Genomic DNA, 22,973 nt, shown 5'->3' with positions numbered 1-22,973 from the left:
AGCCAAGTGGCGGAAGTTCATACAATAGCGGCGGCAGGCGCGGAGGTCCGCTCGGAGATTTCAAGCGCTGTCGGCACGGCGGTGCACAGCCTGAGAACCCACGCAGGCATCACCCTGCGCGAGCTGGGGAAGAAATCCGGCGTTTCGCCCGCGATGATCTCCCGGATCGAAAACGGGCAGGTCTCGCCCTCTCTCTCGACGCTGGAATCGCTCGCGGCCGCCCTGGATGTTCCTGTCATCTCTTTCTTCCAGAACACGGTTCACAAGGCCGACATCGCCTTTGCGCGTGCCGGTGAGGGCCTTCAGGGCAAGCGGATTTTTCCCGGGCATTCGCACGACTACCGCATCCTTGGCAGCTTCACCAATCATGCACTTCGCTTTTCCGCGACGCGCGTGACGCTCCGGCAGTCGGACAACGGGACGCATCCCATCTATCACAACACCGGCTACATGCTGATCAACGTCATCGAGGGGAACTGCGTCTACAGCTGCGGCGACAATCTTTTCGAGATGGGGCCGGGTGATACGCTGAGTTTTGACGCCCAACTCCGTCACGGCGTGGTCTCTGCGCAAAGCGATACCGTCACATTCATGGCCGTGTCGGCCAGGCCGGCCTGACAAGCGCCGGAAATCCCGAACCCTGGGGCAGACGACCTTCGCTTGCCCTCCCCTCCGGGTGCGTTAACTATGGCCGGGAACAAGAGGTCACGCCCCCTGTCGCGGCGGGCGCTTGACGCGGGATGGGAATTAAGTTAGTTATGACTAACAAACAAACGGAAGCATCCACGCAGCTGCAAGACAGCATCAGGCGCCTGCAGTGGCACCTGTGGCGTCTTTGGCGACAGGAGTCGCAGGACAGCGGCAGCATGGATCTGACCTCGACCGAGTACGACTATCTTGATGTCGTCGCTTGGCACCCGGAAGGGTTGCGCCTGACCGACCTGGCAGAGCGCATGGGCGTCAGCAAAGCTTCCGCCAGTGCCATGGCCTCAAAGCTCGAGGCGCGGGGATACCTGGAACGGAGCCCCGACCCCGACGACAAGCGTGCGAGCCTGATCCGCCCCACGCCCAAGACCAGCGCACTGGAAAGCGAGGAAAGCGCCATTCACGCGCGCGCAGCAGCCAGCCTTTCCGCTGAGCTGAGCGCCGAGGAACTGGCTCGGTTCGAAGAACTCTTTGAGAAAGCCTGTCGGGGGTTGCCCTCCGCCTGACAGGTGGAGGTTGCGATGGTGACGAAATCCCTGACCCGGACCTTCTGGTCCTACACACTGCCCGCCATGGCCGCGCTGATGGTCAGCGGGCTTTATGCCGTCGTGGACGGCGTCTTCATTGGTCATGCGCTTGGGGCGGACGGGCTTTCGGCTGTCAACCTGGCCTGGCCGATGGCCGGTGTGATCTGGGCGGTGGCGATGCTGGCCGGGATGGGCGGCGGCGCGCAATTGGGCGCGGCACGCGGAGCGCAGGACGATCGCGCCTGTGGCCAGACGCTTGGCGTCACCCTGGCGCTGATCGCGGTTCTGGGCACGGTGACGGGCGCGGCGATCCTGACGCTTGGCGGGCCATTCCTGGCAGTGCAGGGCGCCAGCGGCGAACTCGCCGGGATGGGCCTTGGCTACCTGTCCGTCCTCGGCTGGGGCGCGCCGGTGGTGATGGCCGGAATGGCCCTTCCCCTGCTCGTGCGCAACCTTGGCGCGCCCCGACTTGCCACGGTGGCGATGCTGGCAGGCGCGGCGATCAACGTGGTGTTCGACTGGCTGTTCGTGGTGAAGCTGGATCACGGATTGGCGGGGGCCGCCCTTGCAACGGTGATCGCCGAGATCGTGGTGATCGCGCTGTGCCTGGCCGCGATGGGCAGGGTTGGCGCGCTGCGCGGACTCTGGCCGGGGCGCAATGTGACCGCGCGCGCCGCACGCATCGTCGCAACCGGCTTTTCCTCGATGATCATGGCACTCTACGTCAGCTTCGTCGTCGTACTGCACAACATGCTGTTTCTGCAGCACGGCGGCGCGCTGACGCTGGCGGCCTACACGGTCGCGGGCTATGTCATGTGCGTCTTCTACTACTTCTCGGAAGGGGTGGCGGGCGGAATGCAGCCGCTGACAAGCTACTTCCACGGCGCGCGTGACCGGATGCGGATGGCGCAGGTGCTGAAGCTGGCGCTCATGCTCGGCCTCGGTGGTGGGGCCGCCTTGACCGCACTGGTCGTGGCCTTTCCGGCACCCGTGGCCCGGATCTTCGCCGGCAACGACGCCGCTCTGATCGCCGAGGCCGCGCATGGGCTCAGGCTGCATCTTTCGGCCATGGTGCTTGACGGATTCATCGTCTTGTCGGCGACCTATTTTCAATCCGTCGGCCAGGCGCGCAACGCGACGATCATCACCGTGGGGAACATCGCTGTGCAATTGCCCTTCCTGATCGTGCTGCCGCGCTTGATGGGCACGGACGGCGTCTGGCTGGCGATGCCCCTGTCCAACATCGCGCTGTCCGGGGTCGTCGTCTGGATGCTGTGGCGCGCGCACCGTGGTGTCTTCGCGCGCGCAGCCGTCCTTGCGCGTCGCGCGCTTGAATCACCGGCACCTGCCTGCGACTACTGATGGCCTGCCCGGCTCTTGCGCCGGGCAAGCCACATCAGACCCCAAGATGCCGGTCCGCGATCTGGGTCGTGACGTCGGCCATGGCGCCCGACCAGACCGTCTCTCCTCGCTCAAGGATCACCGCGCGGTCCGCGACGGCCGAGATTTCTTTCAGCGACTTGTCGATCAGGAGGATCGAAAGGCCCTGCTGCTTCAAGGCACGGATCGCCGCCCAGATCTCGTGCCGGACCGAGGGCGCCAGACCCTCGGTCGCCTCGTCCAGAATCAGAAGGCGGGGATTGGTCATCAGCGCCCTAGCGATCGCCAGCATCTGCTGCTCGCCGCCCGAAAGGGTACGGGCGGTCTGACCCAAGCGCTCGCCCAGACGGGGAAAAAGCGCCGTGACGCGCCCAAGGTCCCACGCCCCCGGCCGCGCCGCGACAGCCAGGTTTTCGGCCACCGTCAGCGGAGCGAAGGTGCGGCGCCCTTCGGGCACCAGGCCGATACCCAATTGTGCCGCGCGGTGCGACGGAAGGCGCAGAAGATCGACACCGGCGAATACGATGCGCCCCCCGGTCGCGGGCATCATGCGGCAGATCGTGCGCACCGTCGTCGTCTTGCCCATGCCGTTGCGGCCCATCAGCGCCACGACCTCGGCCTCGTCCACGCCAAGGCCGACGCCGAACAGCGCCTGAACCGGTCCGTAGGCGGCCGTCACGGCCTCAAGCTCCAGCAGCCTGCTCATGCGTCTTCCCCCAGATAGGTGCGGCGCACCTCGGGGTTGGCGCGGATTTCCTCGACGCTGCCCGTCGCGATGATGCGGCCGTAGACCAGAACCGAGATGCGGTCAGCCAGGGCAAAGACCGCGTCCATGTCGTGTTCGACCAGCAGGATTGGCGCCTCGCCCCGCAGGTCGGACAGAATCACGGTCAGGTCCTTTGCGCCCTCGGCCCCCATGCCGGCCATCGGCTCATCCAGCAGAAAGGCACGCGGGCGCATGGCAAGCGCCATCGCGATCTCAAGCCTGCGGCGCTCGCCATGCGACAGGGCGCTGGCCGGCACCCTTTCGCGCAGGGCGAGCCCGGCCTGCTCCAGATGGAATCGAGCCGGATCCGTCAGCCCGCGATCGGCCAGTGCGGGACGAAGAAAGCGGAAGACACCCCCGCCCGCCCCCAGGACCGCAAGCATGGTGTTTTCCAGCGCCGTGAATTCGGGCACGATCGAAGAGACCTGAAAGCTCCGCGCCAGACCCAGCCGCGCGCGCGCCGCGGGATCCAGCGCATCGATCGCCTGCCCTTCGAAGCTGACCGTTCCCGCGTCCTGCCGGATTTCCCCGGTGATCTGCTTGATCAGCGTGGACTTTCCCGCGCCGTTCGGACCGATCAGGGCGTGGATTTCCCCGCGCCTCAGGTCCAGCGTGACACCGTCGGTGGCCTTGAGCGCGCCGAAGCTCTTTTCCAGGCCACGAATGTCCAGGATCACGTCAGACACGGCGCATCCCCCTGGCAAGAAGCCCCAGGATGCCGCCGGGGGCGTAAAGCACGATCGCCAGCAGCAGCAATCCCAGCAACGCCTGCCAGTATTCGGAAACACCGCCCAGAAGCTGCTCGAGCAAGATGAAGACACCCGCCCCCGCCACCGGCCCCGCCAGCCGCCCCACGCCGCCCAGGATGACGAAGACCATGATCTCGCCCGACATGTGCCAAGACAGCATCGCGGGGCTGACAAAGCGGTTGAGGTCGGCATAAAGTGCGCCCGCCAGCCCGACGATCGCCGCCGACAGGACGAAGGCCGTCAGTTGCAGCGCAAACGGACGGATGCCAGAGGCCATCACCCGTTGCCGGTTTGCCCGCGCCGCCTGCAGCGCCAAACCGAAGCGGGACCGCGTTACAAGCGCGGAAAACGCCATCGCCATCGCCAGAAGCACGGCCGATATCGCGAAGAACTGGAGCGGTGCAAAGGTGTTCAGCCCCGGAAAGCTGTTGCGCACATAGAATGACAGCCCGTCCTCGCCGCCATAGGCGCGCCAGCTGATCGCGAAGTAGTAGACCATCTGCGCGAAGGCGAGCGTTACCATGATGAAATACACGCCCGTCGTGCGCAGCGACAGCGCCCCGATGACCACCGCGGCCAGCGCTGTCACCACCATCGCCATGGGCCAGATGCCCAGCATCTCGGCGCTGCCTGCGATCGTGAAGGGAAAGGTGGTGACCGGGGTGCCCGCCGCCGCGTGGCTGGCGAAAATTCCGGTGACATAGCCGCCGATCCCGAAAAAGACCGCGTGACCGAAGGACACCATTCCCCCGTAGCCAAGCGCAAGGTTCAGACCCACACCGGCCAGTGCAAGGATCGCGGCCTTGGTAGCCAGAGTCACAACATATGGGGCCCCGTAGACATGCGCGCCAAAGGCGACGGCGACCAGAGCGGCAAAGACGGCGGTATTGAGGGCTGCGTCGCGTCCCATCCTAAGCCCGCGCCCCGTAAAGGCCCTGCGGACGCCAGATCAGCACACCGGCCATCAGGATGTAGATCAGCATGGAACCAAGCGCGGTTCCGATCCCATTCGCCGCCGATACCTCCATGACCCTCGCAAAAAGCGATGGCAGCAGCGCCTTGCCCAGCGCATCGGTCAGTCCGACCAGAAGCGCCGCGACGAAGGCCCCCTTGATCGAACCGATCCCGCCTATGACGATCACCACGAAGGCCAGGATCAGAACCGGTTCCCCCATGCCCACCTGCACGGACTGGATCGTGCCGACCAGCGCCCCCGCAAGCCCCGCCAGCGCCGCGCCAAGCGCGAAGACGGCCGTGTAGAGCCTGGCGATGTCGACACCAAGTGCTGCCACCATTTCCCGGTCCGCCTCGCCCGCGCGGATGCGGATCCCAAGCCTTGTTCGGGAAATCAGCAGCCACAATCCCACCGCGACCGCCACCCCGACCCCGATGATCGCCAGCCGGAACAGCGGGTATTGCAGACCGCCGGGCAGCATGACCGCGCCCGACAAGGCGGAAGGCAGGGTCAGGTATAGCGGGAAGGATCCGAACACCCAGCGCGCTCCCTCCGAAAACACCAGGATCAGCGCAAAGGTCGCCAGGACCTGTTCCAGATGATCGCGCGCGTAGAGCCTCCGGATCACCACCACCTCGACCAGCGCGCCTGCGGCGGCGGCGGCGGACAGGCTCGCGATCAACCCAAGCGCAAAGGACCCGGTCGCGCCCGCCACCCAGGCGCAGGCGAAGGCGCCGAGCATGTAAAGCGACCCGTGCGCCAGGTTGATCAAACCCATGACCCCGAAGACAAGCGTCAGCCCCGCAGCCATCAGAAACAGCGTCATCCCGTATTGCAGGCCGTTCAGGACCTGCTCTGACAGAAGCATCACCGGATCAAGTCTCCGTAACGGGGCCGGAACACTCCCGGCCCCAGCCGCTTACATCTTGCACTCTTCGGCGTAGGCGTCGCCACGGTCCTCAAGCGCCACGCCCACAAGCTTGTTGGTGTAGATGTCGCCCTCTTTCACCACCTCGCGGACATAGATGTCCTGGATCGGGTGATGGTTCGGCCCGAACCTGAACTCGCCGCGGGTCGAGGCGAAGTCCGCGGCCTCAAGCGCGGCGCGGAACGCGTCCTGATCAGCGACATCCGCCTTGGCCTTGGCCGACAGCAGCAGGTTCGCGGTGTCGTAGCCCTGGCTCGCGTAAAGTGACGGCAGCCGTCCGTATTCGGCCTGGAACGCCTCGACGAACGCCGTGTTCGCCTCGTTGTCCAGATCCTTGTTCCATTGCGAGGTGTTGCGCACGCCAAGCGCCGCATCGCCGACCGCCTGAAGGATGTTCTGATCGAAGGAGAACGCTGGCCCGATCAGGGGTATGTCCACGCCCGATTCCGCGTATTGCTTCATGAAGGCGATGCCCATCCCGCCCGGCAGGAAGAAAAAGACGCTGTCGGCGCCGCTTGCGCGGATCTGGCCGATCTCGACGGCGTAGTCGGTCTGACCCAGCTGGGTATAGACCTCGCCGGCGGCGGCGCCTTCGTAGAAGCGCTTGTAACCGGTGATGGCGTCCGTGCCCGCGGGATAGTTTGGCGCCAGCATGAAGGAATTCTTGTAACCGGCGGAATTCGCATAGGCGCCTGCCGCTTCATGCAGGTTGTCGTTCTGCCAGGCCACGTTGAAATAGTTCTGGTTGCAGCCAGCGCCCGCCAGCGCCGAAGGACCGGCGTTGGGCGACAGATAGAACTTGCCCTGCGCCACCGCTGCCGGCACCACTGCCATCGCAAGGTTCGACCAGATGATCCCGGTCAGCACATCGACCTGGTCCGACTGGATCATCTTGTCCGCGATCTGCACGGCCACGTCAGGCTTTTGCTGGTCGTCCTCGACGATGACTTCGACATCGGTCGCGCCCGCTCTCTTGAGCGCAAGGTTGAACCCGTCGCGCACGTCGATGCCAAGCCCCGCACCGCCGCCCGAAAGCGTCGTGATCATGCCGACCTTGATGCCCTCGGCCGTGGCCGCACCCGCGCCCAACGCCACGGCGGCGATCGTTCCTAGCAGGATATGTCTGGATTTCATCTGTTCTCACTCCCCGGTCTTGTTTGCGCTCACCTTGAAGGGTTTGCCCTTGCTTGCAAACCCGAATTTCACGTCGCGTGCAGCTCAGCCGTCGCGGCCGCGCAGCCGGAACCGCTGGATCTTGCCCGTCTGGGTTTTCGGCAGCGCTCCGGTAAAGACGATTCGGCGCGGATACTTGTAGGGCGCGATCATCCGCTTGACATGTTCCTGAAGCCTCAGGATCGTCGCATCGTCCGGCGGCACACCCTCCATCAGGACGACATGCGCCTCGACGACCTGGCCCCGCTCATCATCCGGAGCCCCCACGACAGCGCATTCCAGCACGTCGTCATGCGCCAGAAGTGCGGCCTCCACCTCGGGGCCCGCGATGTTGTAGCCAGACGAGATGATCATGTCGTCGTTGCGCGCGGCAAAGTGGAAGTAGCCGTCCTCGGTCTGAATGAACGTGTCGCCCGTGATGTTCCAGCCGTTCTGAACGTAGGTTTTCTGGCGTTCGTCGGACAGATACCGGCACCCCGTTGGTCCCTTCACCGCCAGCCTGCCGGGAGAGCCGCGCGGAACCTCATGGCCGTCGGCATCGACAACCCGTGCCTCGTATCCTTTCACGGGGCGCCCGGTGCAGGCCGGACGGTGGTCGTCGAAGCGGTTGGTGACGAAGATGTGCAGCATCTCGGTGGCGCCGATCCCGTCCAGCATCGGCTTGCCAGTCTTGGCGATCCATTCCTCGTAAACCGGCGCCGGAAGCGTCTCTCCCGCGCTGACGGCTGCACGAAGCGAGGACAGGTCGGCACCCTCGTCCATCGCTTTCAACATCACCCGGTAAGCCGTTGGCGCAGTGAAGCAAATCGTGGCCCTGTGTTCCTCGATGATCGATATGAGGTTCGCCGGCGTAGCCTGTTCCAGCAGCGCCGCAGCCGCACCGAAGCGCAGGGGAAAGACGGCAAGCCCCCCCAGGCCGAAGGTGAAGGCAAGCGGCGGCGAACCCACGAAGACGTCCTCTGGCGTGACCTCAAGTACCTCCTTCGCGTAGCCGTCGGCGATGATCAAAAGGTCGCGGTGGAAATGCATGGTGGCCTTGGGCTCACCCGTCGTGCCGCTGGTGAAGCCCAGAAGCGCCACGTCGTCACGGCCCGTCTTCGCGGCGTCGAAACGCACCGGCTTTCCAAGCGCGATGCGGTCCAGCTCGGCATCGTGGTTCGCCGTGCCGTCAAAGCCCACGACCTTCTTCAGGAAGCGTGACCCCTTGGCGCAGCTGATCATCTCGTCCATCAGGCGCGTATCGCACAGCGCCAAAGCGACTTCGGCCTTGTCCACGATCTTCGAAAGCTCGCCGGAACGAAGCATTGGCATGGTGTTGACGACAACCGCGCCAGCCTTGGTCGCAGCCAGCCAGCACGCGACCATGGCGGGATTATTCGCGGACCTTATAAGCACACGATTTCCTGGCCTTAGTCCACAATCCTCAACCAATGCATGAGCGATCCGGTTCGACCAGTCCGCAAGTTCCTTGTAGGTGCGCAAGCGTCCGTTGCCGATCAGCGCCGTGTGGTCGCCATATCCCTTTTCGACCATCCGGTCGCACAGTTCGACCCCGGCGTTCAGCCAGTCCGGGTAATCAAAACCGTCAAGCCGGATCTCGGGCCAAAGCGCGGCCGGTGGCAGGTTATCCCGCGTGAACCTGTCTTCGTGTCCCGTTGGTCCGATCATGTCCGATCCCCCCCAAGCCGTGCGTCGCCACCCTGCGGAATGACCGCCGTCGCCTCGATCTCGACCTTGGCGCGGTCCTCGACGAGGGCGACGACCTGAACCAGCGCCATCGCAGGGTAGTGGCGGCCGATGATCTGCTTGTAGAAGGCCCCCACCTTCTTGAGATTGCCCAGATACTCCCGCTTGTCGGTAACGTACCACGTCAGCCGCACAAGATGCTCGGGCCGCGCCCCGGCACAAGCCAGCACCTCCACGACGTTTCGCAACGCCTGCGCCGTCTGTTCGGCGAAATCTTCGCTCTCAAAGACGCAGTCGCCGTTCCAGCCAACCATGCCGCCTGTAAAGACCATCCTGCCCTCGGCAGCGACGCCGTTCGAATAACCGATCGCGGGCTTCCACCCCTTCGGATGCAGCATGTCATGGCTCATCAGGTTCCTCCATGAAGGCGGTTATGCGGTCGCGCAGATGCGTCGGCCAAGGCTGCGGACGTCCGGCCTCATCGACAAGGACAAGCGTCGGCAGGGCGGTCATGCGGTGGCTCGACCCGCAATGTGCCTCGATCCTGAAACCGATAGAGCTGCGCCCCAGTTTCTCGACCGACAAGCGCCAGTCCAGCATGTCCTCCAGCCGGCTGGGCGCGTGGAAGTCGGCCTGCATGCGCGCGGTCGGCGCCCCCTCGCCCGCGGCCATCATCGCGGCAAAGGAATACCGCGCGACGTCGCGGAAAAAGCCTTCGCAGACCGAGTTCGTCATCTCGAAGTACCTGGGATAGAAGACGATCCCCGCCGGATCGCAATGATTGAACTCGACGCGGATCGACCGGCGATAGATCATCCAAGCGCCCTCGCGATGATCAGGCGCTGAACGTCCGAGGCCCCCTCGTAGATCCTCAGCGCCCGGATTTCCCGGTATAGGCTCTCGACCACCGACCCCTGCCGCACGCCGTCGCCTCCGTGAAGCTGCACCGCCGTGTCGATGACCTGCTGCGCCGCCTCGGTGGCGTAAAGCTTCGCCATCGCCGCCTCGCGGCTGATGCGCGGGGCGCCCTGATCCTTGGCCCAGGCCGCACGATAGACCAGCAGCGCCGCAGCATCGATCCGGACCGCCATGTCGGCCAGATGCCCCTGCACGATCTGGTGGTCCGCCAGCCGCCCCCCGCCCGGGCGCAGCCGCGCCACGCGCGCCATCGCCTCATCCAGCGCGCGGCGCGCAAAACCAAGTGCAGCCGCACCGACGGTCGGACGGAAATGGTCCAGCACCGTCATCGCAACCTTGAAGCCTTGCCCGGCTTCACCGATCAACGCGCTCGCGGGCAAGCGCACCTCCTCAAACCTCAACCGCGCCAGCGGATGCGGCGCCATGACATCGATGCGACCGTCGATGTGCAGGCCGGTCGCGTCGGCCGGCATCAGGAAGGCAGACAGCCCCCTGGCCCCCTCACCTTCCCCGGTGCGCGCGATCACGACATAGACATCGGCGATCCCGCCGTTCGAGATGTAGGTCTTTTCCCCCGACAGAACCCAGTCCGCGCCGTCACGCCGCGCCGCAGTCGCTGTCTGCGCGACGTCCGACCCCGCGTCAGGCTCGGTCAATGCGAACCCCGCGATCGCGTCGCCCGAACGGGTTCGCGCCAACCACGCGCGCTGCGGCTCCGAGCCGAACAGACTGACCGCGCCCATGCCCAGCCCCTGCATCGCAAAGCAGAAATCGGCCAGGCCGTCATGGCGCGCCAGCGTCTCCCGGATAAGGCACAGCGTGCGGATGTCCAGCCGCTCGCCCTCGCCCGCACCCGTCGCAACCAGCCAGCCGGATGCGCCCAGCGATGCCACCAGCCCCCGGCAGGCGGCATCGACATCGTCGTGATTGACCGGCAGGTGGCCGCGGCACCAGTCCTCCAGCCGCGCCGCCAGGTCGCGGTGACGCGCTTCGAAGAACGGCCAGTCCAGGAAGCTTCTGTCGCTCATCCCTTCTTCTTTTCCCAAGTATCCCGGGGGTCCGGGGGCGGCGCCCCCGGGCTTGCCCTCAGTTCCCTTCGAATGCCGGCTTTTCCTTCTGGACGAAGGCCCGGTAGGCACGTTCGAAATCCCGCGTCTGCATGCAGATCGCCTGCGCTTGCGCCTCGGCCTCGATGGCCTGCTCAAGCCCCATGTTCCACTCGTGGTTCAGCTGAGTCTTCGTCATGCCGTGCGCGAAGGTCGGACCCGACGCGATCCGCCCAGCCAGGGTCCTTGCTTCGGCCTCAAGACTTTCCGCCGGATGGATCGCATTCCAGAAGCCCCAGTCCAAGCCTTCCTGCGCGCTCATGCTGCGGCCGGTGTACAAAAGTTCGGCCGCCCGCCCTTGCCCGATGATCCGGGGCAGCATGGCGCAGGCGCCCATGTCGCAGCCTGCAAGCCCCACCCGGGTGAACAGGAAGGCGCATTTGGCCTCGGGCGTGGCGACCCGCAGGTCTGACGCCATGGCAAGGATCGCACCGGCCCCCACCGCGACACCGTCGACGGCGGCGATGATCGGCTTGGTGCAGTTCAGCATCGCCTTCACCAGGTCGCCGGTCATCCTCGTAAAGGCAAGAAGCTCCTTCATCTCCATCCCGACAAGAGGGCCGATGATCTCGTGGACATCCCCGCCGGAACAGAAGTTGCCGCCATTCGGCGCAAGGACAACAACGTCGACATCGTCCGCATAGGGTAGCGCCCGAAATGTGTCGCGCAGTTCGGCGTAGCTTTCGAAGGTCAGGGGATTCTTGCGCTCAGGCCGGTCCAGACGGATGACGGCGATCCGGTTCTTGACCTCCCACAGGAAATGAACCGGGTTTAGGCTTGCCATGGATCTCATTGCTTTCCAAACCTTTTCAGCACTTCGGTCAGCTGGTCGATATCGCCCTCGGACAGGTTCGCGAAGATCGCATCAACCTCTTGCTCATGGTCGGCGGCAAGGACCTCAAAAACGGCAAGCCCGGCTTCGGTCAGCGTCACGAAGACCGTGCGCCGATCGGTTTCTGAGGGAGATCGCTTGACCAACGCTTCCGCCTCCAGCCGGTCGACCACGGCCGTCGCGTTCCCGTTCGACACCAGAAGCATTCGGGACAGTTCGCTCATCGTCACGCCCTCGCGGCGACGATAGAGCGCGGCCATCACGTCGAAGCGGGGCAGCGTCGTGCCATGCTGGACGCGCAGGAACTCCCGCAGCCTGTTCTCGGCCGTGCGCGTGACACCCAGCATCCGGATCCAGAGTTTGAGGCGGCGCTTGGACAGATCGCTCATGCCTCCCCTCCGTCGATCGCCAGCGCCTGGCCGTTCACCCCTTCCGATCCCGGAGCGCACAACCACAGCGCGCAGGCCGTGACCTCGGCGGGCTGGATCAATCGGTTCTGAGGGTTCATCGCCGCAAGCGCTGCGCGCGCCTCGGCCTGGCTACGGCCCGTCTTGGCGGCGATGACCTCGACCGAGTGGTCGGTCATCGGTGTGTCCAGAAAGCCCGGACAGATCGCGTTCACCGTTACCGGACTGCGCGCGATTTCCAGCGCGAGCGATCTGACAATCCCGATTACTCCATGTTTTGCAGCAGCATATGGCACGACCTTCGCGTATCCCTTCAACCCGGCTGTAGACGCGATCGCGATGAGCCGGCCCCATCCGTCCATCTGCCGAAGCCCCTCGCGCAGCGTCAGGAACGCGCCCGTCAGGTTTACCGCGATCATGGCGTTCCACTGCGCAAGCGTGGTCCTTGTCATCACGCCGCTATCCGCGGCCCCCGCGTTCGCGATCACGATCTGGCAGGCGCCGGCCTCGGCAAACATCGCACGAACCGCGTTTTCACTGGTAACATCGCTTTGGACCCAGCGGATCGCCTCATGCTGGGCGGCGGCGGTCTGCAGCGCCTCGGCCCGGCGGCCAGTGATCACGACCTCGGCACCTGCGCGGGCGAAGCCAAGCGCGAGATCGGCGCCCGCGCCAGAGCCGCCCCCGGTGATCAGAACCCTCTTTCCTTCCAACGTCATGCCCTGATCACCTCCACCGCCTTTTCGTGAAGCCGCCGCGCCTGATCGCGCCCGCGATGATAGGGCGTCGGCCATTGCTCGGCCTCGTCGCCCAGTTCGACTGCGGCGTGCAGAGTCCAGTAAGGATCTGCCAGATGCGGACGCGCCAGGCAAACCAGGTCGGCCCGCCCCGCCAGGAGGATCGAGTTTACGTGATCAACCTCGGTGATGTTGCCGACCGCCATGGTCGCCAGTCCCGCCTCGTTCCGGATGCGATCGGAAAACGGGGTCTGGAACATGCGGCCATAGACCGGCTTCGCCTCGGTCGAGGTCTGGCCGGCGCTGACGTCGATGATATCGGCCCCGGCATCCGCGAACATCCGCGCGATGCTCACCGCCTCCTCCGGGGTCACGCCGTGATTGCCGACCCAATCATTGGCAGAGATGCGCACCGACATCGGCCTGTCCTCGCCCCACGCGGCGCGCATCGCGCCAAACACCTCCAGCGGCCAGCGCATCCGGTTTTCAAGGCTGCCGCCATAGTCGTCCGTGCGCCGGTTCGACGTCGGGCTGATGAAGCTGGAGAGCAGGTAGCCGTGCGCCGCGTGCAGTTCGATCATGTCGAAACCGGCCCGGTCCGCCATCCGGGTCGCACGGACGAATTCGTCGCGCACCCGCGCCATGTCATCGGGCGTCATTTCCCGCGGCACTGGATGAAGGGGCGACCAGGCAATCGCCGAGGGGCCGATCGTCTCCCACCCGTCGGCCAGGGGCATCTCGTCGTCCTCCCACGGGACCTGGACCGAGGCCTTGCGCCCCGCGTGCCCGATCTGGCAGCAGACTTTCGCCGTCGTCTCGGCATGGATGAAACCGGTCAGCCGCTTCCATGCGGTCTCATGTTCGGGCGCGTAGAGGCCGGTGCAGCCAGGGGTGATCCGACCCTCGGGACTGACGCAGGTCATCTCGACGCAGACAAGCCCTGCGCCGCCCTTGGCGCGTTCGGCGTAGTGGACGAAATGCCAATCCGTCGGGCAGCCATCCATGGCTCGGTATTGGGCCATGGGCGATACGACGACACGGTTCTTGAGCTTCATGTCGCGCAGGCGGAAGGGCGCGAACATGGGTGCCCGGCCGGGCTGCCCCCCCGCCTGTTCCTGAAACCAGTCCTCTGCCCCGCGCAGCCATGCCGGATCGCGAAGGCGCAGGTTTTCGTGGCTGATGCGCTGCGACCGGGTCAACAGCGAATAGGCGAACTGCAGGGGCGGCATGTCCAGGTAGCGCTCTACCTCCTCGAACCACTCAAGGCTGTTGCGCGCCGCAGACTGCAGGCGCAGCACCTCGGTCCGCCGCTCTTCCTGATAGCGTTCGAAGGCCGCCTGCAGGGTCGGTTCCGCATGCAGATAGTCGGCAAGGGCGATTGCACTGTCGAAGGCAAGGCGTGAACCCGACCCGATGGAGAAATGGCCGGTCGCCGCCGCATCCCCCATCAGGACGACATTTCCGTTGTACCATCGTTCGCAGATCACGCGCGGAAACTGCATCCACACAGCCGAGCCGCGCAGATGAGCCGCATTCGACATGAGCGCGTGCCCGCCCAGGTGGCGTTCGAAGATCTTGCGACAGGTTTCGACCGTCTCTTCCTTGGACATATGCTCGAATCCCCAGCGATCCCAGGTCTCGGGCAGGCATTCGACGATGAAGGTCGCCGTGTCGGCGTCGAATTGGTATACGTGGGCCCAGACCCAGCCGTGCCGTGTTTTTTCGAAGATGAAGGTGAAGGCGTCATCGAATTTCTGATGCGTGCCAAGCCAGACGAACTTGCAGCGGCGCAGGTCGATATCGGGGCGGAACACATCTTCGTATTCCTTGCGCACCCTCGAGTTGATGCCATCGCAGCCGACAACCAGATCGTAGTCCTTCCGATAGCTCTCGGCGCTGTCGAATTCGGTCTCGAACCGCATCTCGACGCCCAGTTCGCGGGCCCGCTCCTGCAGCAGGATCAGCATCTGCTTGCGCCCGATCCCCGCGAAACCATGCCCGCCCGAAACGGTGCGGTGACTATCGTGGATGACGGCGATGTCGTCCCAATAGGCGAAGTGGCTGCGGATCGCGTCGGTCGACTGCGGGTCGTTCCCTTGCATGCGGCCAAGCGCATCATCCGACAGCACGACGCCCCAGCCGAACGTGTCGTTCGCGCGGTTGCGCTCCAGCACGGTCACTTGGTGCGAGGCGTCGCGAAGCTTCATCGAGATCGCGAAGTACAGACCCGCCGGCCCTCCCCCTAGACACAGGACCTTCATCTGCCGCCTCCCTCCTCAGACGCGGATCAGACTGGCATTGGCGCAAATTAATTTCAAGCTTGAAATTTCTAGCTTGAAGTTTTGGCGGCGGGCGGCATCATGGATTCGGGTATCCGCCAGGGGCAATCATGACGAAACCTCGGATCGGCATCGCCGGGCTTGGCACAATGGGACTTGGGATCGCACAGGTCTTCGCGTCGGCGGGCTTCAGCGTTGTCGCGACGGACGCTCAGGCTTTGGCACGCGAAAACGCCCGCGACCGAATGGCCAGCGCCTTGGGTAAACGGGTCGAGGCGGGCAAGCTGTCGTCCCAGGCGCGCGATGATACCCTGTCGCGCCTGACGATCGTAGCCGCGCCCGAGGACCTGACGGGGTCATCGCTCGTGATCGAAGCCATCATCGAGGACATGGTAGCCAAGCGCGCCCTTTTCGCGCAGATCGAACCCGCGCTTTCGCCCGAAGCGGTTCTGGCGACCAACACCTCTTCGCTTCCGGTCGGCGGAGTCGCGCAGGGCTTGACGCGTCCCGGGAGGCTTCTTGCCCTTCACTTCTTCAACCCCGCCCCCGCCATGAAGCTTGTCGAGCTGGCCGGTCATGCCGATACGGACGGGGACGCCATCGCGCTTGCCCGAAGATTAACCGAAGCGGCCGGCAAGACCGTGATCGACTGCCCGGACAGACCGGGGTTCATCGTCAACCGCTGCGCCCGCCCCTATTACGGCGAGGCCCTGGCACTTCAGGAAGAAGGACGAAGCCCTGCCGATATCGATGCCGCGATGCTTGCAGCGGGCTACCGGCTTGGCCCGTTTTCGCTGATCGACCTTGTCGGTGCTGATGTGAACCTTGCCGCGACGCGCGGCATGTGGACCGCGATGGATGGCCATCCACGCTACCATGTCTTCGACTCTCTCATACGGCAGGTGCAATCGGGCGCGCTTGGGCGCAAGGCGGGGCGCGGCTTCCTGTTTCCGGATGCGCCGGGCGCCCCTCCCGCCGACGCCCAGGCCATCGTCAAGCGGATCGAGTCCACGCTGATCAACGAGGCGGGCTGGCTGTTCGCGGAAGGTGGCGTGACACCCGACGGCATAGACACCGCGATGCGGCTGGGGCTGAACTTCCCCTACGGCCCCTTCGCCGCCCTGCAACGACACGGGCGGGACAGCGTGTTGGAAACGCTTGCCGCCCTTGAAACGGCGGCGCCGGCGCATCTGGCGGGGCGTTATCGGCCCGCGCCGATAGTGACCGGCGGATAGGCTAACCCACCACCCGGCTCACCCCGTCAATGGTGGCGATGGCCCCATACATGTCGGGCCTGCGGTCGCGGAACACGCCCCAGAACCTCCGTTGACGTTCGATCGCTGCCAGATCGAAGGTTGCGGTGATCACCGCCTCTTGATCGCGCCCTGCCTCGGACACCTTGGCCCCGGTCTGGTCCGCGATGAACGAGGATCCGTAGAACGTCACGGATGTCTGCCCGTCCCTTTCGGTCCCGATGCGGTTCGAAGCGACCAGGGGCATGATGTTCGCCGCCGCATGGCCCTGCATCACGCGCTGCCAGTGCGCCGCGCTGTCAAGTTCCGGAAAATGCGGCTCCGATCCGATCGCGGTCGGAAACAAGAACACCTCGGCCCCCAGCAGCGCGAGCGAGCGTGCCGTTTCGGGGAACCACTGGTCCCAGCAGATGCCGCAGCCGACACGGGCAAAGCGCGTCTGGAAGACCTTGAATCCGGTATCGCCCGGCGTGAAGTAGAATTTCTCTTCGTAGCCGGCGCTTTGCGGGATATGGGTCTTGCGGTAGGTGCCCAGGATTTCGCCATCCGCGTCGATCATCGCGAGCGTGTTGTAATGCGCAAGACCCGCGCGCTCGAAGAACGAGATCGGGAGAACGACGCCCAGGCGGCGCGCCAGATCGCGGAAATGCGCGACGCCGCGATCTTCGCTCAGCGTCCGCGCAAGGTCCAGGTGACGCTCTGCGATCTCAAGGCAGAAATAAGGCGCCTGGAAAAGCTCCTGCAGCAGGATGATCTGCGCGCCCGCATCTGCCGCCCGCATCACCAAGGCCTCTGCCCGGTCGAGCGTTTCGTCGGCATCCCAGCTGCAGGCCATCTGGGTCGCGGCAAGCGTCACTACGGTCATATTGCCCTCCGTCGTCGCTGGAATGAGACATAGCAGGGCAAGACGGCACGCCATATTCCCCCAAAGGGATAGGCGGCCCCGTTCCCCTTCTCGCCCGCCACGCGACCGAAGCGCCCGCGCGACTTGGCGCGGATCGGTTCGGTCTATGCGCAGCGCATTAACGCGCGCAGAATTTTCAAACATTGTTCACCAGTGGATAATTCAGCGCCACAAAGCGCATACACACGGCAAAGGGAGACAGGATGACGATGGATCGCAAGGTTGGATTTGCTCTTCTTCGCCAGTGCGGCTGGTTGGCCGCCACGTCGCCCGAGTTCCAGGACGCGGTGCTGACACGCGCCAACTACTACACGTTTGAAAAGGGCAAATGGATCTACCGCCCCGGCGATGCTGGTGATGGCCTTTGGGGGATCATCGACGGCGGGGTGCATGTGGTTCTGACGCAGGGCAAGGACGGGCCGCGCGCGGGCGTCTTTGCTTCGACGGGGTTCTGGACCGGCGAAGGTAGCCTTCTGGCGCGGGAACCGCGCACGATCGGCCTGCGCACGACGCGGGAAACGCAGATGGCGCACCTGCCCGGCCGGGCCTTCTTGACGATCGCAGCCGAACAGCCGGACGCCTGGCGTTGGGTGGGGTTGCTGACCTTCTTCCACATGGTCGGCGCGCTGTCGCTGCGCGAAGACCTGTGCATCCGGGACCCCGAGGCGCGGGTGATTGCATCGCTTTGCCGGATGCTGACCCCGCATTGGGGCGGCCCGGCCATCAACAGCGGCATCGAAAACGTCGAGGTGACCATCGACATAAGCCAGACCGAACTTGCCGAGCTTTGCAACGTGTCGCGGTCGCTGCTTGCCAGCCTGCTGGCAAAGCTGCGGCAGCAGGGGGTGATCGAGTCCGGCTACGGCTCGATCACGGTTCTGAACCCCGCCGCGCTGGAGCAGCGCCTGCGCGACTTTGACTGAACGGCGCGCTCACGATCCAGGGAGCCGAGAACGCGCCGTAACCGAAAATACAAAGAGAGGGAGAAATCTCGAAATGGACAACAAAATCAATACTTCAGATATGCCAAATGGGCACTGCGCAGGCGCCGGAATCAGCCGCCGCCAGTTCGTCGCCGGAGGCACCGCGATCACGGCCGCCGCGGCAATCGGGATCGCGCAGCGTGCGGCTGCCGCCGGCGCGACACCGCCGAACATCGTCTACATCATTTCGGACGATCAGGGCTATGCGGACGTCGGCTATAACGGGTCGGACATCATGACCCCGAACATCGACAAGCTTGCGGCCGAAGGTGCGCGGCTTGAGCAGTTCTATGCCCAGCCGATGTGCACGCCGACGCGCGCCGCGCTGATGACGGGACGCTATCCTCTGCGCTACGGCTTCCAGCTTGGCGTGATCCCGTCCGGCGGCTCCTACGGGCTTCCGGCCGACGAATACCTTCTGCCCGAGGCACTGAAGGATGCCGGTTATCGTACCGCCATGGTCGGCAAGTGGCACCTGGGCCATGCGGACGTGAATTTCTGGCCGCGCCAGCGTGGCTTCGATTCCTTCTACGGCGCCCTGGTGGGTGAGATCGACCATTTCGAACACGGGGCCCATGGCGTGCTCGACTGGTACCGCGACAACGAATTGCTTGAGGAAGAAGGCTTCGACAACACGCTGTTCGGACAGGAAGCCGCCCGCGTCATCGAAGGCCATGACACCGCGACGCCGCTGTTCCTGTACCTTGCCTTCACCGCGCCGCACTCGCCGTTCCAGGCGCCCGAAGAATACGTGGCGAAATACGCCCATATCGAGGATGAGCAGCGCCGCTACTACGCCGCGATGATCGGCGTGATGGACGACGAGATCGGCCGTGTCGTGGCCGCGCTTGAGGCGAAGGGAATGCGGGAAAACACCTTGATCGTATTCCAAAGCGACAACGGCGGCGTGCGCTCGGCCATGTTCGCAGGCGAATCCAAGGTGGGCAACAACCTGCCCGCCGACAACAGCCCCTATCGTGACGGCAAGGGCACAACCTACGAGGGCGGCACCCGAGTCTGCGCGCTGATGAACTGGCCGGGCAAGGTGCAGGCGGGCGAGGTCACTGGCATGATGCATGTCGTCGACATGCTGCCGACCCTCGCCAGCCTGGCAGGCGCCTCGCTTGAAAAGAGCAAGCCGCTTGACGGGATGGATGTCTGGGCGACTGTAAGCGAAGGCCAGCCGTCCCCGCGCACGAGCATGGTCTACAACGTCGATCCGACGAACGGGACGATCCGGGAGGGCGACATGAAGCTGCGCTGGACCGCCGCATTGCCCGGTATGGTCGAACTCTACGATCTTGCCGCCGACCCGGGCGAGACGACGAACATCGCCGAACAGAAACCCGAGGTCGTCGATGGGTTGAAGGCGGAAGTGATCGAGATCGCCAAGGAAATGGCGCCGCCGCTTCTGATGATGGAAGCGATCAAGCTGACCTTCGGGGCGCCGCCGGTCTCGGCCGATCCGTCGTCGATGTTCAACCAGCTCGGCGAGTAAGCCGCCAAGGATACGAGAATACCATGCGAACCCAGGCCAATGTCACCTCTATTCGCCCAGCCGGGTCCAATCCACCCGACGGAATGGTGCGACTGTCCGGCGGCCTGTTTCGCATGGGCTCGGATCATCATTACCCCGAGGAAGCGCCTGCGCACATGGTCAGGGTCGATCCGTTCGCGATTGACGAAACACCCGTCACGAACGACCAGTTCGCCCGGTTCGTCGCCGCGACCGGATATGTGACGCAGGCTGAAATCGCACCGCGCCCGGAGGATTATCCGGGCGCGCTGCCGGAATTCCTCAAACCAGGCTCGGCGGCATTCGTGCCGCCGGGTGCACCGGTTCCCCTGGGCACGCCCCTGCCCTGGTGGCGCTACGTCGTGGGCGCCAACTGGCGGCACCCCTACGGCCCGGACTCCTCGATCGAGGGCTTGGGCGATCACCCGGTCGTGCAAGTCACCGTCGCCGATGCCGCGGCCTACGCCGAATGGGCGGGCAAGTCGCTTCCGACCGAGGCGGAGTGGGAATTCGCCGCGCGTGGCGGGCTCGAGGGCGCGGATTACGCCTGGGGCGACGAACTGACACCGGGTGGGCGACACATGGCCAACACCTGGCAGGGCGCGTTCCCCAACGAAAACCTGGCCGAGGACGGATACACCCGCACATCCCCGGTCAGGGCCTTCCCGCCGAACGGATACGGGCTGTTCGACATGATCGGCAACGTCTGGGAATGGACCGAGGATTGGTACATCGCGCGACATGCCTCGGACGCGGCGAAGCCGTGTTGCGCACCGCAAAACCCGCGCTCTCTGGACAGGGATGGCAGCGTCGACTCGGCGGATCCCGCACGGGTTCCGCGCAAGGTGCTGAAGGGCGGATCCCATCTTTGCGCGCCAAGCTATTGCCGACGCTACCGGCCGGCAGCCCGCCAGCCCGAGGCGATCGACACCGCGACCACGCATATCGGGTTCCGGTGCGTGCTGCGGGGCTGACCCCGCCGAACGTCAGAACGATTGGCCGATATAGACGTAGGTGAAGGAGTCGCCCTCGCTGTTGAGGGTCTGGTCCACGCTGAAATCCAGCGGGAAGTCCTTTGACAGGCGGAAGCGGAACCCCAGCCCGCCTGCGTACAGCGGCGCGCCCATGTCCGAGAAATTCGCCCCGACCATCGAAGCGCCAGCGAAGACGGTAGCGCCCCAGCGGCTGCCAAGACGGTAGCGGAACTCTGCCTGGGCAGAAAGCAGGGCATTGTCGATGTATTGCCCAGCCGCGAAGCCGCGCAATCCGTCCGTCAGTCCGACGCTGCACATGTTGAAGAAAGGCGCCTCGCGCGAAGCGCGACACGCGGTGGCGCCAAGCGCCAGGACACCGTTTTCGGCGACCGGCATGTAGGTTCTGGCAAAGGCCGTGCCTTTGGTGAAGGCGTTGTCGAAGTCGCCGATCCCGATCCCACGCTGCACCAGGAACGAACCGTAGAAGCCCCCGGTCGGATAGATCGTGTCGTCACGCGTGTCGAAAGTGATCTCTGGTCCCAGCACGACCTGCCGCACCCCGACGTCAAGGCCGGGCAGGTTCGGGAACTGAACGCCGCCCGCCTCGGCAGAGCGGATGGTCGTATCAAGGTACTGCGCGTCGATGCCCAGCGACAAGCTGTCGGTGAGGCCGTAGCCGAAACCGAGCCTGGCGAAGTCCCCCTCCTGCGACAGGGGCACCGGGTCGAAGCGAACGCTGCCGATGCCGTAGATCGAATAGTTGACCTTGGCCTTTCCAAGCAACGCCTGAATGCTCCAGCGCGCATCGTCGAAGCTGAGGTTGGCTGCGGCACCGGTGCCGATGCTGCCGTTCGACGTCTTCATCCTGGCGGCGCCAATGAACGACGTGTCCGATCCTTCATCCAGCTTGAACAGGTAGCCGCCCGTAAGGATCAAGCCATTCCCCAAGGCCGGGCTTTTCAGCGGGATCGGCGCGACGATTATCGACCCGCTGCCGAATCCGAACTTCGCGTCCTCGGCTTTGGTCATGTTGTCGGCCAGCAGGGTCGACACCTCGTCCTCGGCAGCGGCGCTGGATACGCCTCCTGCGATTGCGACGGACGCGAAAAGAACCCCGCGGCAGACCCTTTCCAGACCGGTTCGCCAGCGATGTGCAAGTGGGGTTCTCATTGCGCGCCTCCTGCGGGACCGCCTGCAGGGGCCGCCCCGTCAAACGATGCGCCGGGCCGGCAGGCCCGGCTGCAGGCAGGGGTCAGAACCGGCGCGTCATGCCGACAATCGGACCATATTGCCGCATGTCGTACGAAAAACCGTCCGAGGAGTAATCCACGCCCATCGCCCTGAAACCGAAAGCTGCCGACCAGTTGTCGCTGAACCGGTAATCGAACGCGGCAAGCGCATCCCAGCTCAGGTCCGAACCGCCAGCGCCGACAAGCGCCCAGGTCTTCAGCGTCCACTTCGGCGCCACGTCGAACGAGGCCTTCACACCGACCGTCGCGTCGGTCCAGCTTTCGGTGTCCGCGGCCGCAAGCGGGCCGGGCGAGAGGCTCAGTTCGTTGTCGAAGCGGAAGTACTTGAGGCCGCCGACAAGGTCGACATTGTGATGGTCCGACTCCGCGACCCGCCAGGTGGCCGCCGCCAGCGCGAAGAACGCCTTTGAATCCATGCTGCCCTGAAGAACGCCGCCCTGCGCGGTCGCGGTGGCGCCCAGGCTGACGTAGTTGAACTCGCCCAGAAAGCCCATGCGGTTGCCCTGGACCTCGAATATCCCGGCCGCCGCCATGTCCACGTTGTCAAGGATGTCCCCGAAGCGCAGGTCCACATCGGCCTCAGGCAGGCCGAGGATGGACTGGGTGCCTTTCAGACTGGATCCCCAGAGATAGAACGTTCCCGAATATTCGAGCCCAGAACCGCCCGAGCCCGCCATTTCATCCGCCATGGCCGGTCCCGACGCTGCACAAGTCAGCGCCAATGCGGCGGCCAGCCCGCAAAAACCGGAAGCGGGTCTCCCGTTCGCCGGCACGGCGCGGCTGGATTGCTTGCGACCGTCACGATGATTGCCCACCATTTTCCGACCCTCGAATTTGTTGCCAAATGACAGGACCCTACCGCCCTTCGCGATACATCTCCTGTCCGGGTGACGCTCGCACGCCAAAAGGCGGCAGAGTGTCCATGGGTGGACGGTTCGATTAAAT

The 22,973-nt window shown here is 64.9% G+C and carries 23 protein-coding genes; 7 read left to right on the top strand and 16 right to left on the bottom strand.

The window, feature by feature from the left end; all coding sequences use genetic code 11:
- The first annotated feature begins 81 nt into the window (after positions 1-81).
- The 3 genes from OEW28_RS07680 (at position 82) to OEW28_RS07670 (ending at position 2,594) form a co-directional block, all read left to right on the top strand.
- The gene (locus OEW28_RS07680) at positions 82-618 is read left to right on the top strand and encodes a helix-turn-helix domain-containing protein (RefSeq protein ID WP_263734114.1); all 537 of its coding nucleotides are present in this window, start codon (positions 82-84) and stop codon (positions 616-618) included.
- A gap of 140 nt (positions 619-758) precedes the next feature.
- Positions 759-1,211 carry a MarR family winged helix-turn-helix transcriptional regulator gene (locus tag OEW28_RS07675; protein ID WP_263734113.1) on the top strand — a complete coding sequence of 151 codons (453 nt, stop codon included), beginning with the start codon at positions 759-761 and terminating at the stop codon, positions 1,209-1,211.
- A 15-nt stretch (positions 1,212-1,226) separates the two neighbouring features.
- On the top strand, positions 1,227-2,594 hold the full coding sequence (locus OEW28_RS07670) for an MATE family efflux transporter (RefSeq protein ID WP_263734112.1): 1,368 nt from the start codon (positions 1,227-1,229) through the stop codon (positions 2,592-2,594).
- A gap of 34 nt (positions 2,595-2,628) precedes the next feature.
- Here the strand turns inward: OEW28_RS07670 and OEW28_RS07665 are convergent, their stop codons facing one another.
- The 13 genes from OEW28_RS07665 to OEW28_RS07605 all read right to left on the bottom strand — a co-directional run bounded on the left by OEW28_RS07665 (position 2,629) and on the right by OEW28_RS07605 (position 15,130).
- Complete coding sequence (locus tag OEW28_RS07665) at positions 2,629-3,318, bottom strand: ABC transporter ATP-binding protein (protein WP_263734111.1); 690 nt, start codon at positions 3,316-3,318, stop codon at positions 2,629-2,631.
- Positions 3,315-4,064 carry an ABC transporter ATP-binding protein gene (locus OEW28_RS07660; protein WP_263734110.1) on the bottom strand — a complete coding sequence of 250 codons (750 nt, stop codon included), beginning with the start codon at positions 4,062-4,064 and terminating at the stop codon, positions 3,315-3,317. The genes OEW28_RS07665 and OEW28_RS07660 overlap by 4 nt, the downstream gene beginning before the upstream one ends.
- Positions 4,057-5,037, bottom strand: a complete 981-nt coding sequence (locus OEW28_RS07655) for a branched-chain amino acid ABC transporter permease (protein ID WP_263734109.1) — start codon at positions 5,035-5,037, stop codon at positions 4,057-4,059. The genes OEW28_RS07660 and OEW28_RS07655 overlap by 8 nt, the downstream gene beginning before the upstream one ends.
- 1 nt (position 5,038) lies before the next feature.
- A complete protein-coding gene (locus tag OEW28_RS07650) occupies positions 5,039-5,950 on the bottom strand; it encodes a branched-chain amino acid ABC transporter permease (RefSeq protein ID WP_263734108.1) in 912 nt (303 codons plus the stop codon).
- Between the two features lie 51 nt (positions 5,951-6,001).
- Positions 6,002-7,144: an ABC transporter substrate-binding protein gene (locus OEW28_RS07645; RefSeq protein WP_263734107.1), complete on the bottom strand. Its 1,143-nt coding sequence runs from the start codon at positions 7,142-7,144 to the stop codon at positions 6,002-6,004.
- 84 nt (positions 7,145-7,228) lie between these two features.
- Positions 7,229-8,851, bottom strand: coding sequence for an AMP-binding protein (locus OEW28_RS07640; protein ID WP_263734106.1), 1,623 nt, complete (start codon positions 8,849-8,851; stop codon positions 7,229-7,231).
- Complete coding sequence (locus OEW28_RS07635) at positions 8,848-9,279, bottom strand: RidA family protein (protein ID WP_263734105.1); 432 nt, start codon at positions 9,277-9,279, stop codon at positions 8,848-8,850. Before OEW28_RS07635 ends, OEW28_RS07640 begins: the two co-directional genes overlap by 4 nt.
- The gene (locus OEW28_RS07630; protein ID WP_263734104.1) at positions 9,269-9,685 is read right to left on the bottom strand and encodes an acyl-CoA thioesterase; all 417 of its coding nucleotides are present in this window, start codon (positions 9,683-9,685) and stop codon (positions 9,269-9,271) included. The genes OEW28_RS07635 and OEW28_RS07630 overlap by 11 nt, the downstream gene beginning before the upstream one ends.
- Positions 9,682-10,815 (bottom strand): acyl-CoA dehydrogenase family protein, encoded by a 1,134-nt coding sequence (locus OEW28_RS07625; RefSeq protein WP_263734103.1) that lies wholly within the window; start codon positions 10,813-10,815, stop codon positions 9,682-9,684. Before OEW28_RS07625 ends, OEW28_RS07630 begins: the two co-directional genes overlap by 4 nt.
- Before the next feature lie 58 nt (positions 10,816-10,873).
- The gene (locus OEW28_RS07620; RefSeq protein ID WP_412174781.1) at positions 10,874-11,677 is read right to left on the bottom strand and encodes an enoyl-CoA hydratase family protein; all 804 of its coding nucleotides are present in this window, start codon (positions 11,675-11,677) and stop codon (positions 10,874-10,876) included.
- 5 nt (positions 11,678-11,682) lie between these two features.
- A complete protein-coding gene (locus tag OEW28_RS07615) occupies positions 11,683-12,114 on the bottom strand; it encodes a MarR family winged helix-turn-helix transcriptional regulator (RefSeq protein ID WP_263734101.1) in 432 nt (143 codons plus the stop codon).
- On the bottom strand, positions 12,111-12,851 hold the full coding sequence (locus OEW28_RS07610; RefSeq protein ID WP_263734100.1) for an SDR family NAD(P)-dependent oxidoreductase: 741 nt from the start codon (positions 12,849-12,851) through the stop codon (positions 12,111-12,113). Before OEW28_RS07610 ends, OEW28_RS07615 begins: the two co-directional genes overlap by 4 nt.
- Entirely contained in the window at positions 12,848-15,130 is a 2,283-nt protein-coding gene (locus OEW28_RS07605) for a bifunctional salicylyl-CoA 5-hydroxylase/oxidoreductase (RefSeq protein WP_263734099.1), read from the bottom strand. Before OEW28_RS07605 ends, OEW28_RS07610 begins: the two co-directional genes overlap by 4 nt.
- 128 nt (positions 15,131-15,258) lie before the next feature.
- Here OEW28_RS07605 and OEW28_RS07600 point away from each other — a divergent pair, with 128 nt between their 5' ends.
- Positions 15,259-16,383, top strand: a complete 1,125-nt coding sequence (locus OEW28_RS07600; RefSeq protein WP_263734098.1) for a 3-hydroxyacyl-CoA dehydrogenase — start codon at positions 15,259-15,261, stop codon at positions 16,381-16,383.
- A 1-nt stretch (position 16,384) separates the two neighbouring features.
- Here the strand turns inward: OEW28_RS07600 and aguB are convergent, their stop codons facing one another.
- A complete protein-coding gene (gene aguB / locus OEW28_RS07595; protein ID WP_263734097.1) occupies positions 16,385-17,266 on the bottom strand; it encodes an N-carbamoylputrescine amidase in 882 nt (293 codons plus the stop codon).
- 242 nt (positions 17,267-17,508) lie between these two features.
- Between aguB and OEW28_RS07590 the strand changes: the two genes are divergently transcribed.
- The 3 genes from OEW28_RS07590 (at position 17,509) to OEW28_RS07580 (ending at position 20,778) form a co-directional block, all read left to right on the top strand.
- Positions 17,509-18,228: a Crp/Fnr family transcriptional regulator gene (locus OEW28_RS07590; RefSeq protein WP_263734096.1), complete on the top strand. Its 720-nt coding sequence runs from the start codon at positions 17,509-17,511 to the stop codon at positions 18,226-18,228.
- A gap of 73 nt (positions 18,229-18,301) precedes the next feature.
- Positions 18,302-19,786 carry an arylsulfatase B gene (locus tag OEW28_RS07585; protein WP_263734095.1) on the top strand — a complete coding sequence of 495 codons (1,485 nt, stop codon included), beginning with the start codon at positions 18,302-18,304 and terminating at the stop codon, positions 19,784-19,786.
- A 23-nt stretch (positions 19,787-19,809) separates the two neighbouring features.
- Positions 19,810-20,778, top strand: coding sequence for a formylglycine-generating enzyme family protein (locus OEW28_RS07580; protein WP_263734094.1), 969 nt, complete (start codon positions 19,810-19,812; stop codon positions 20,776-20,778).
- A 12-nt stretch (positions 20,779-20,790) separates the two neighbouring features.
- Here OEW28_RS07580 and OEW28_RS07575 read toward each other — a convergent pair whose 3' ends face one another.
- Together OEW28_RS07575 and OEW28_RS07570 are read right to left on the bottom strand one after the other, a co-directional pair.
- On the bottom strand, positions 20,791-21,948 hold the full coding sequence (locus OEW28_RS07575) for a BamA/TamA family outer membrane protein (RefSeq protein WP_263734093.1): 1,158 nt from the start codon (positions 21,946-21,948) through the stop codon (positions 20,791-20,793).
- An 82-nt stretch (positions 21,949-22,030) separates the two neighbouring features.
- Positions 22,031-22,717 (bottom strand): hypothetical protein, encoded by a 687-nt coding sequence (locus tag OEW28_RS07570; RefSeq protein ID WP_263734092.1) that lies wholly within the window; start codon positions 22,715-22,717, stop codon positions 22,031-22,033.
- Between the last annotated feature and the right edge of the window lie 256 nt (positions 22,718-22,973).

The sequence above is a fragment of the Albidovulum marisflavi genome, assembly GCF_025751435.1.
Taxonomy (GTDB): domain Bacteria; phylum Pseudomonadota; class Alphaproteobacteria; order Rhodobacterales; family Rhodobacteraceae; genus Albidovulum; species Albidovulum marisflavi.
Note: the sequence above shows the minus strand (reverse complement) of the source record. Positions and strands in the feature narration are given on the sequence as shown.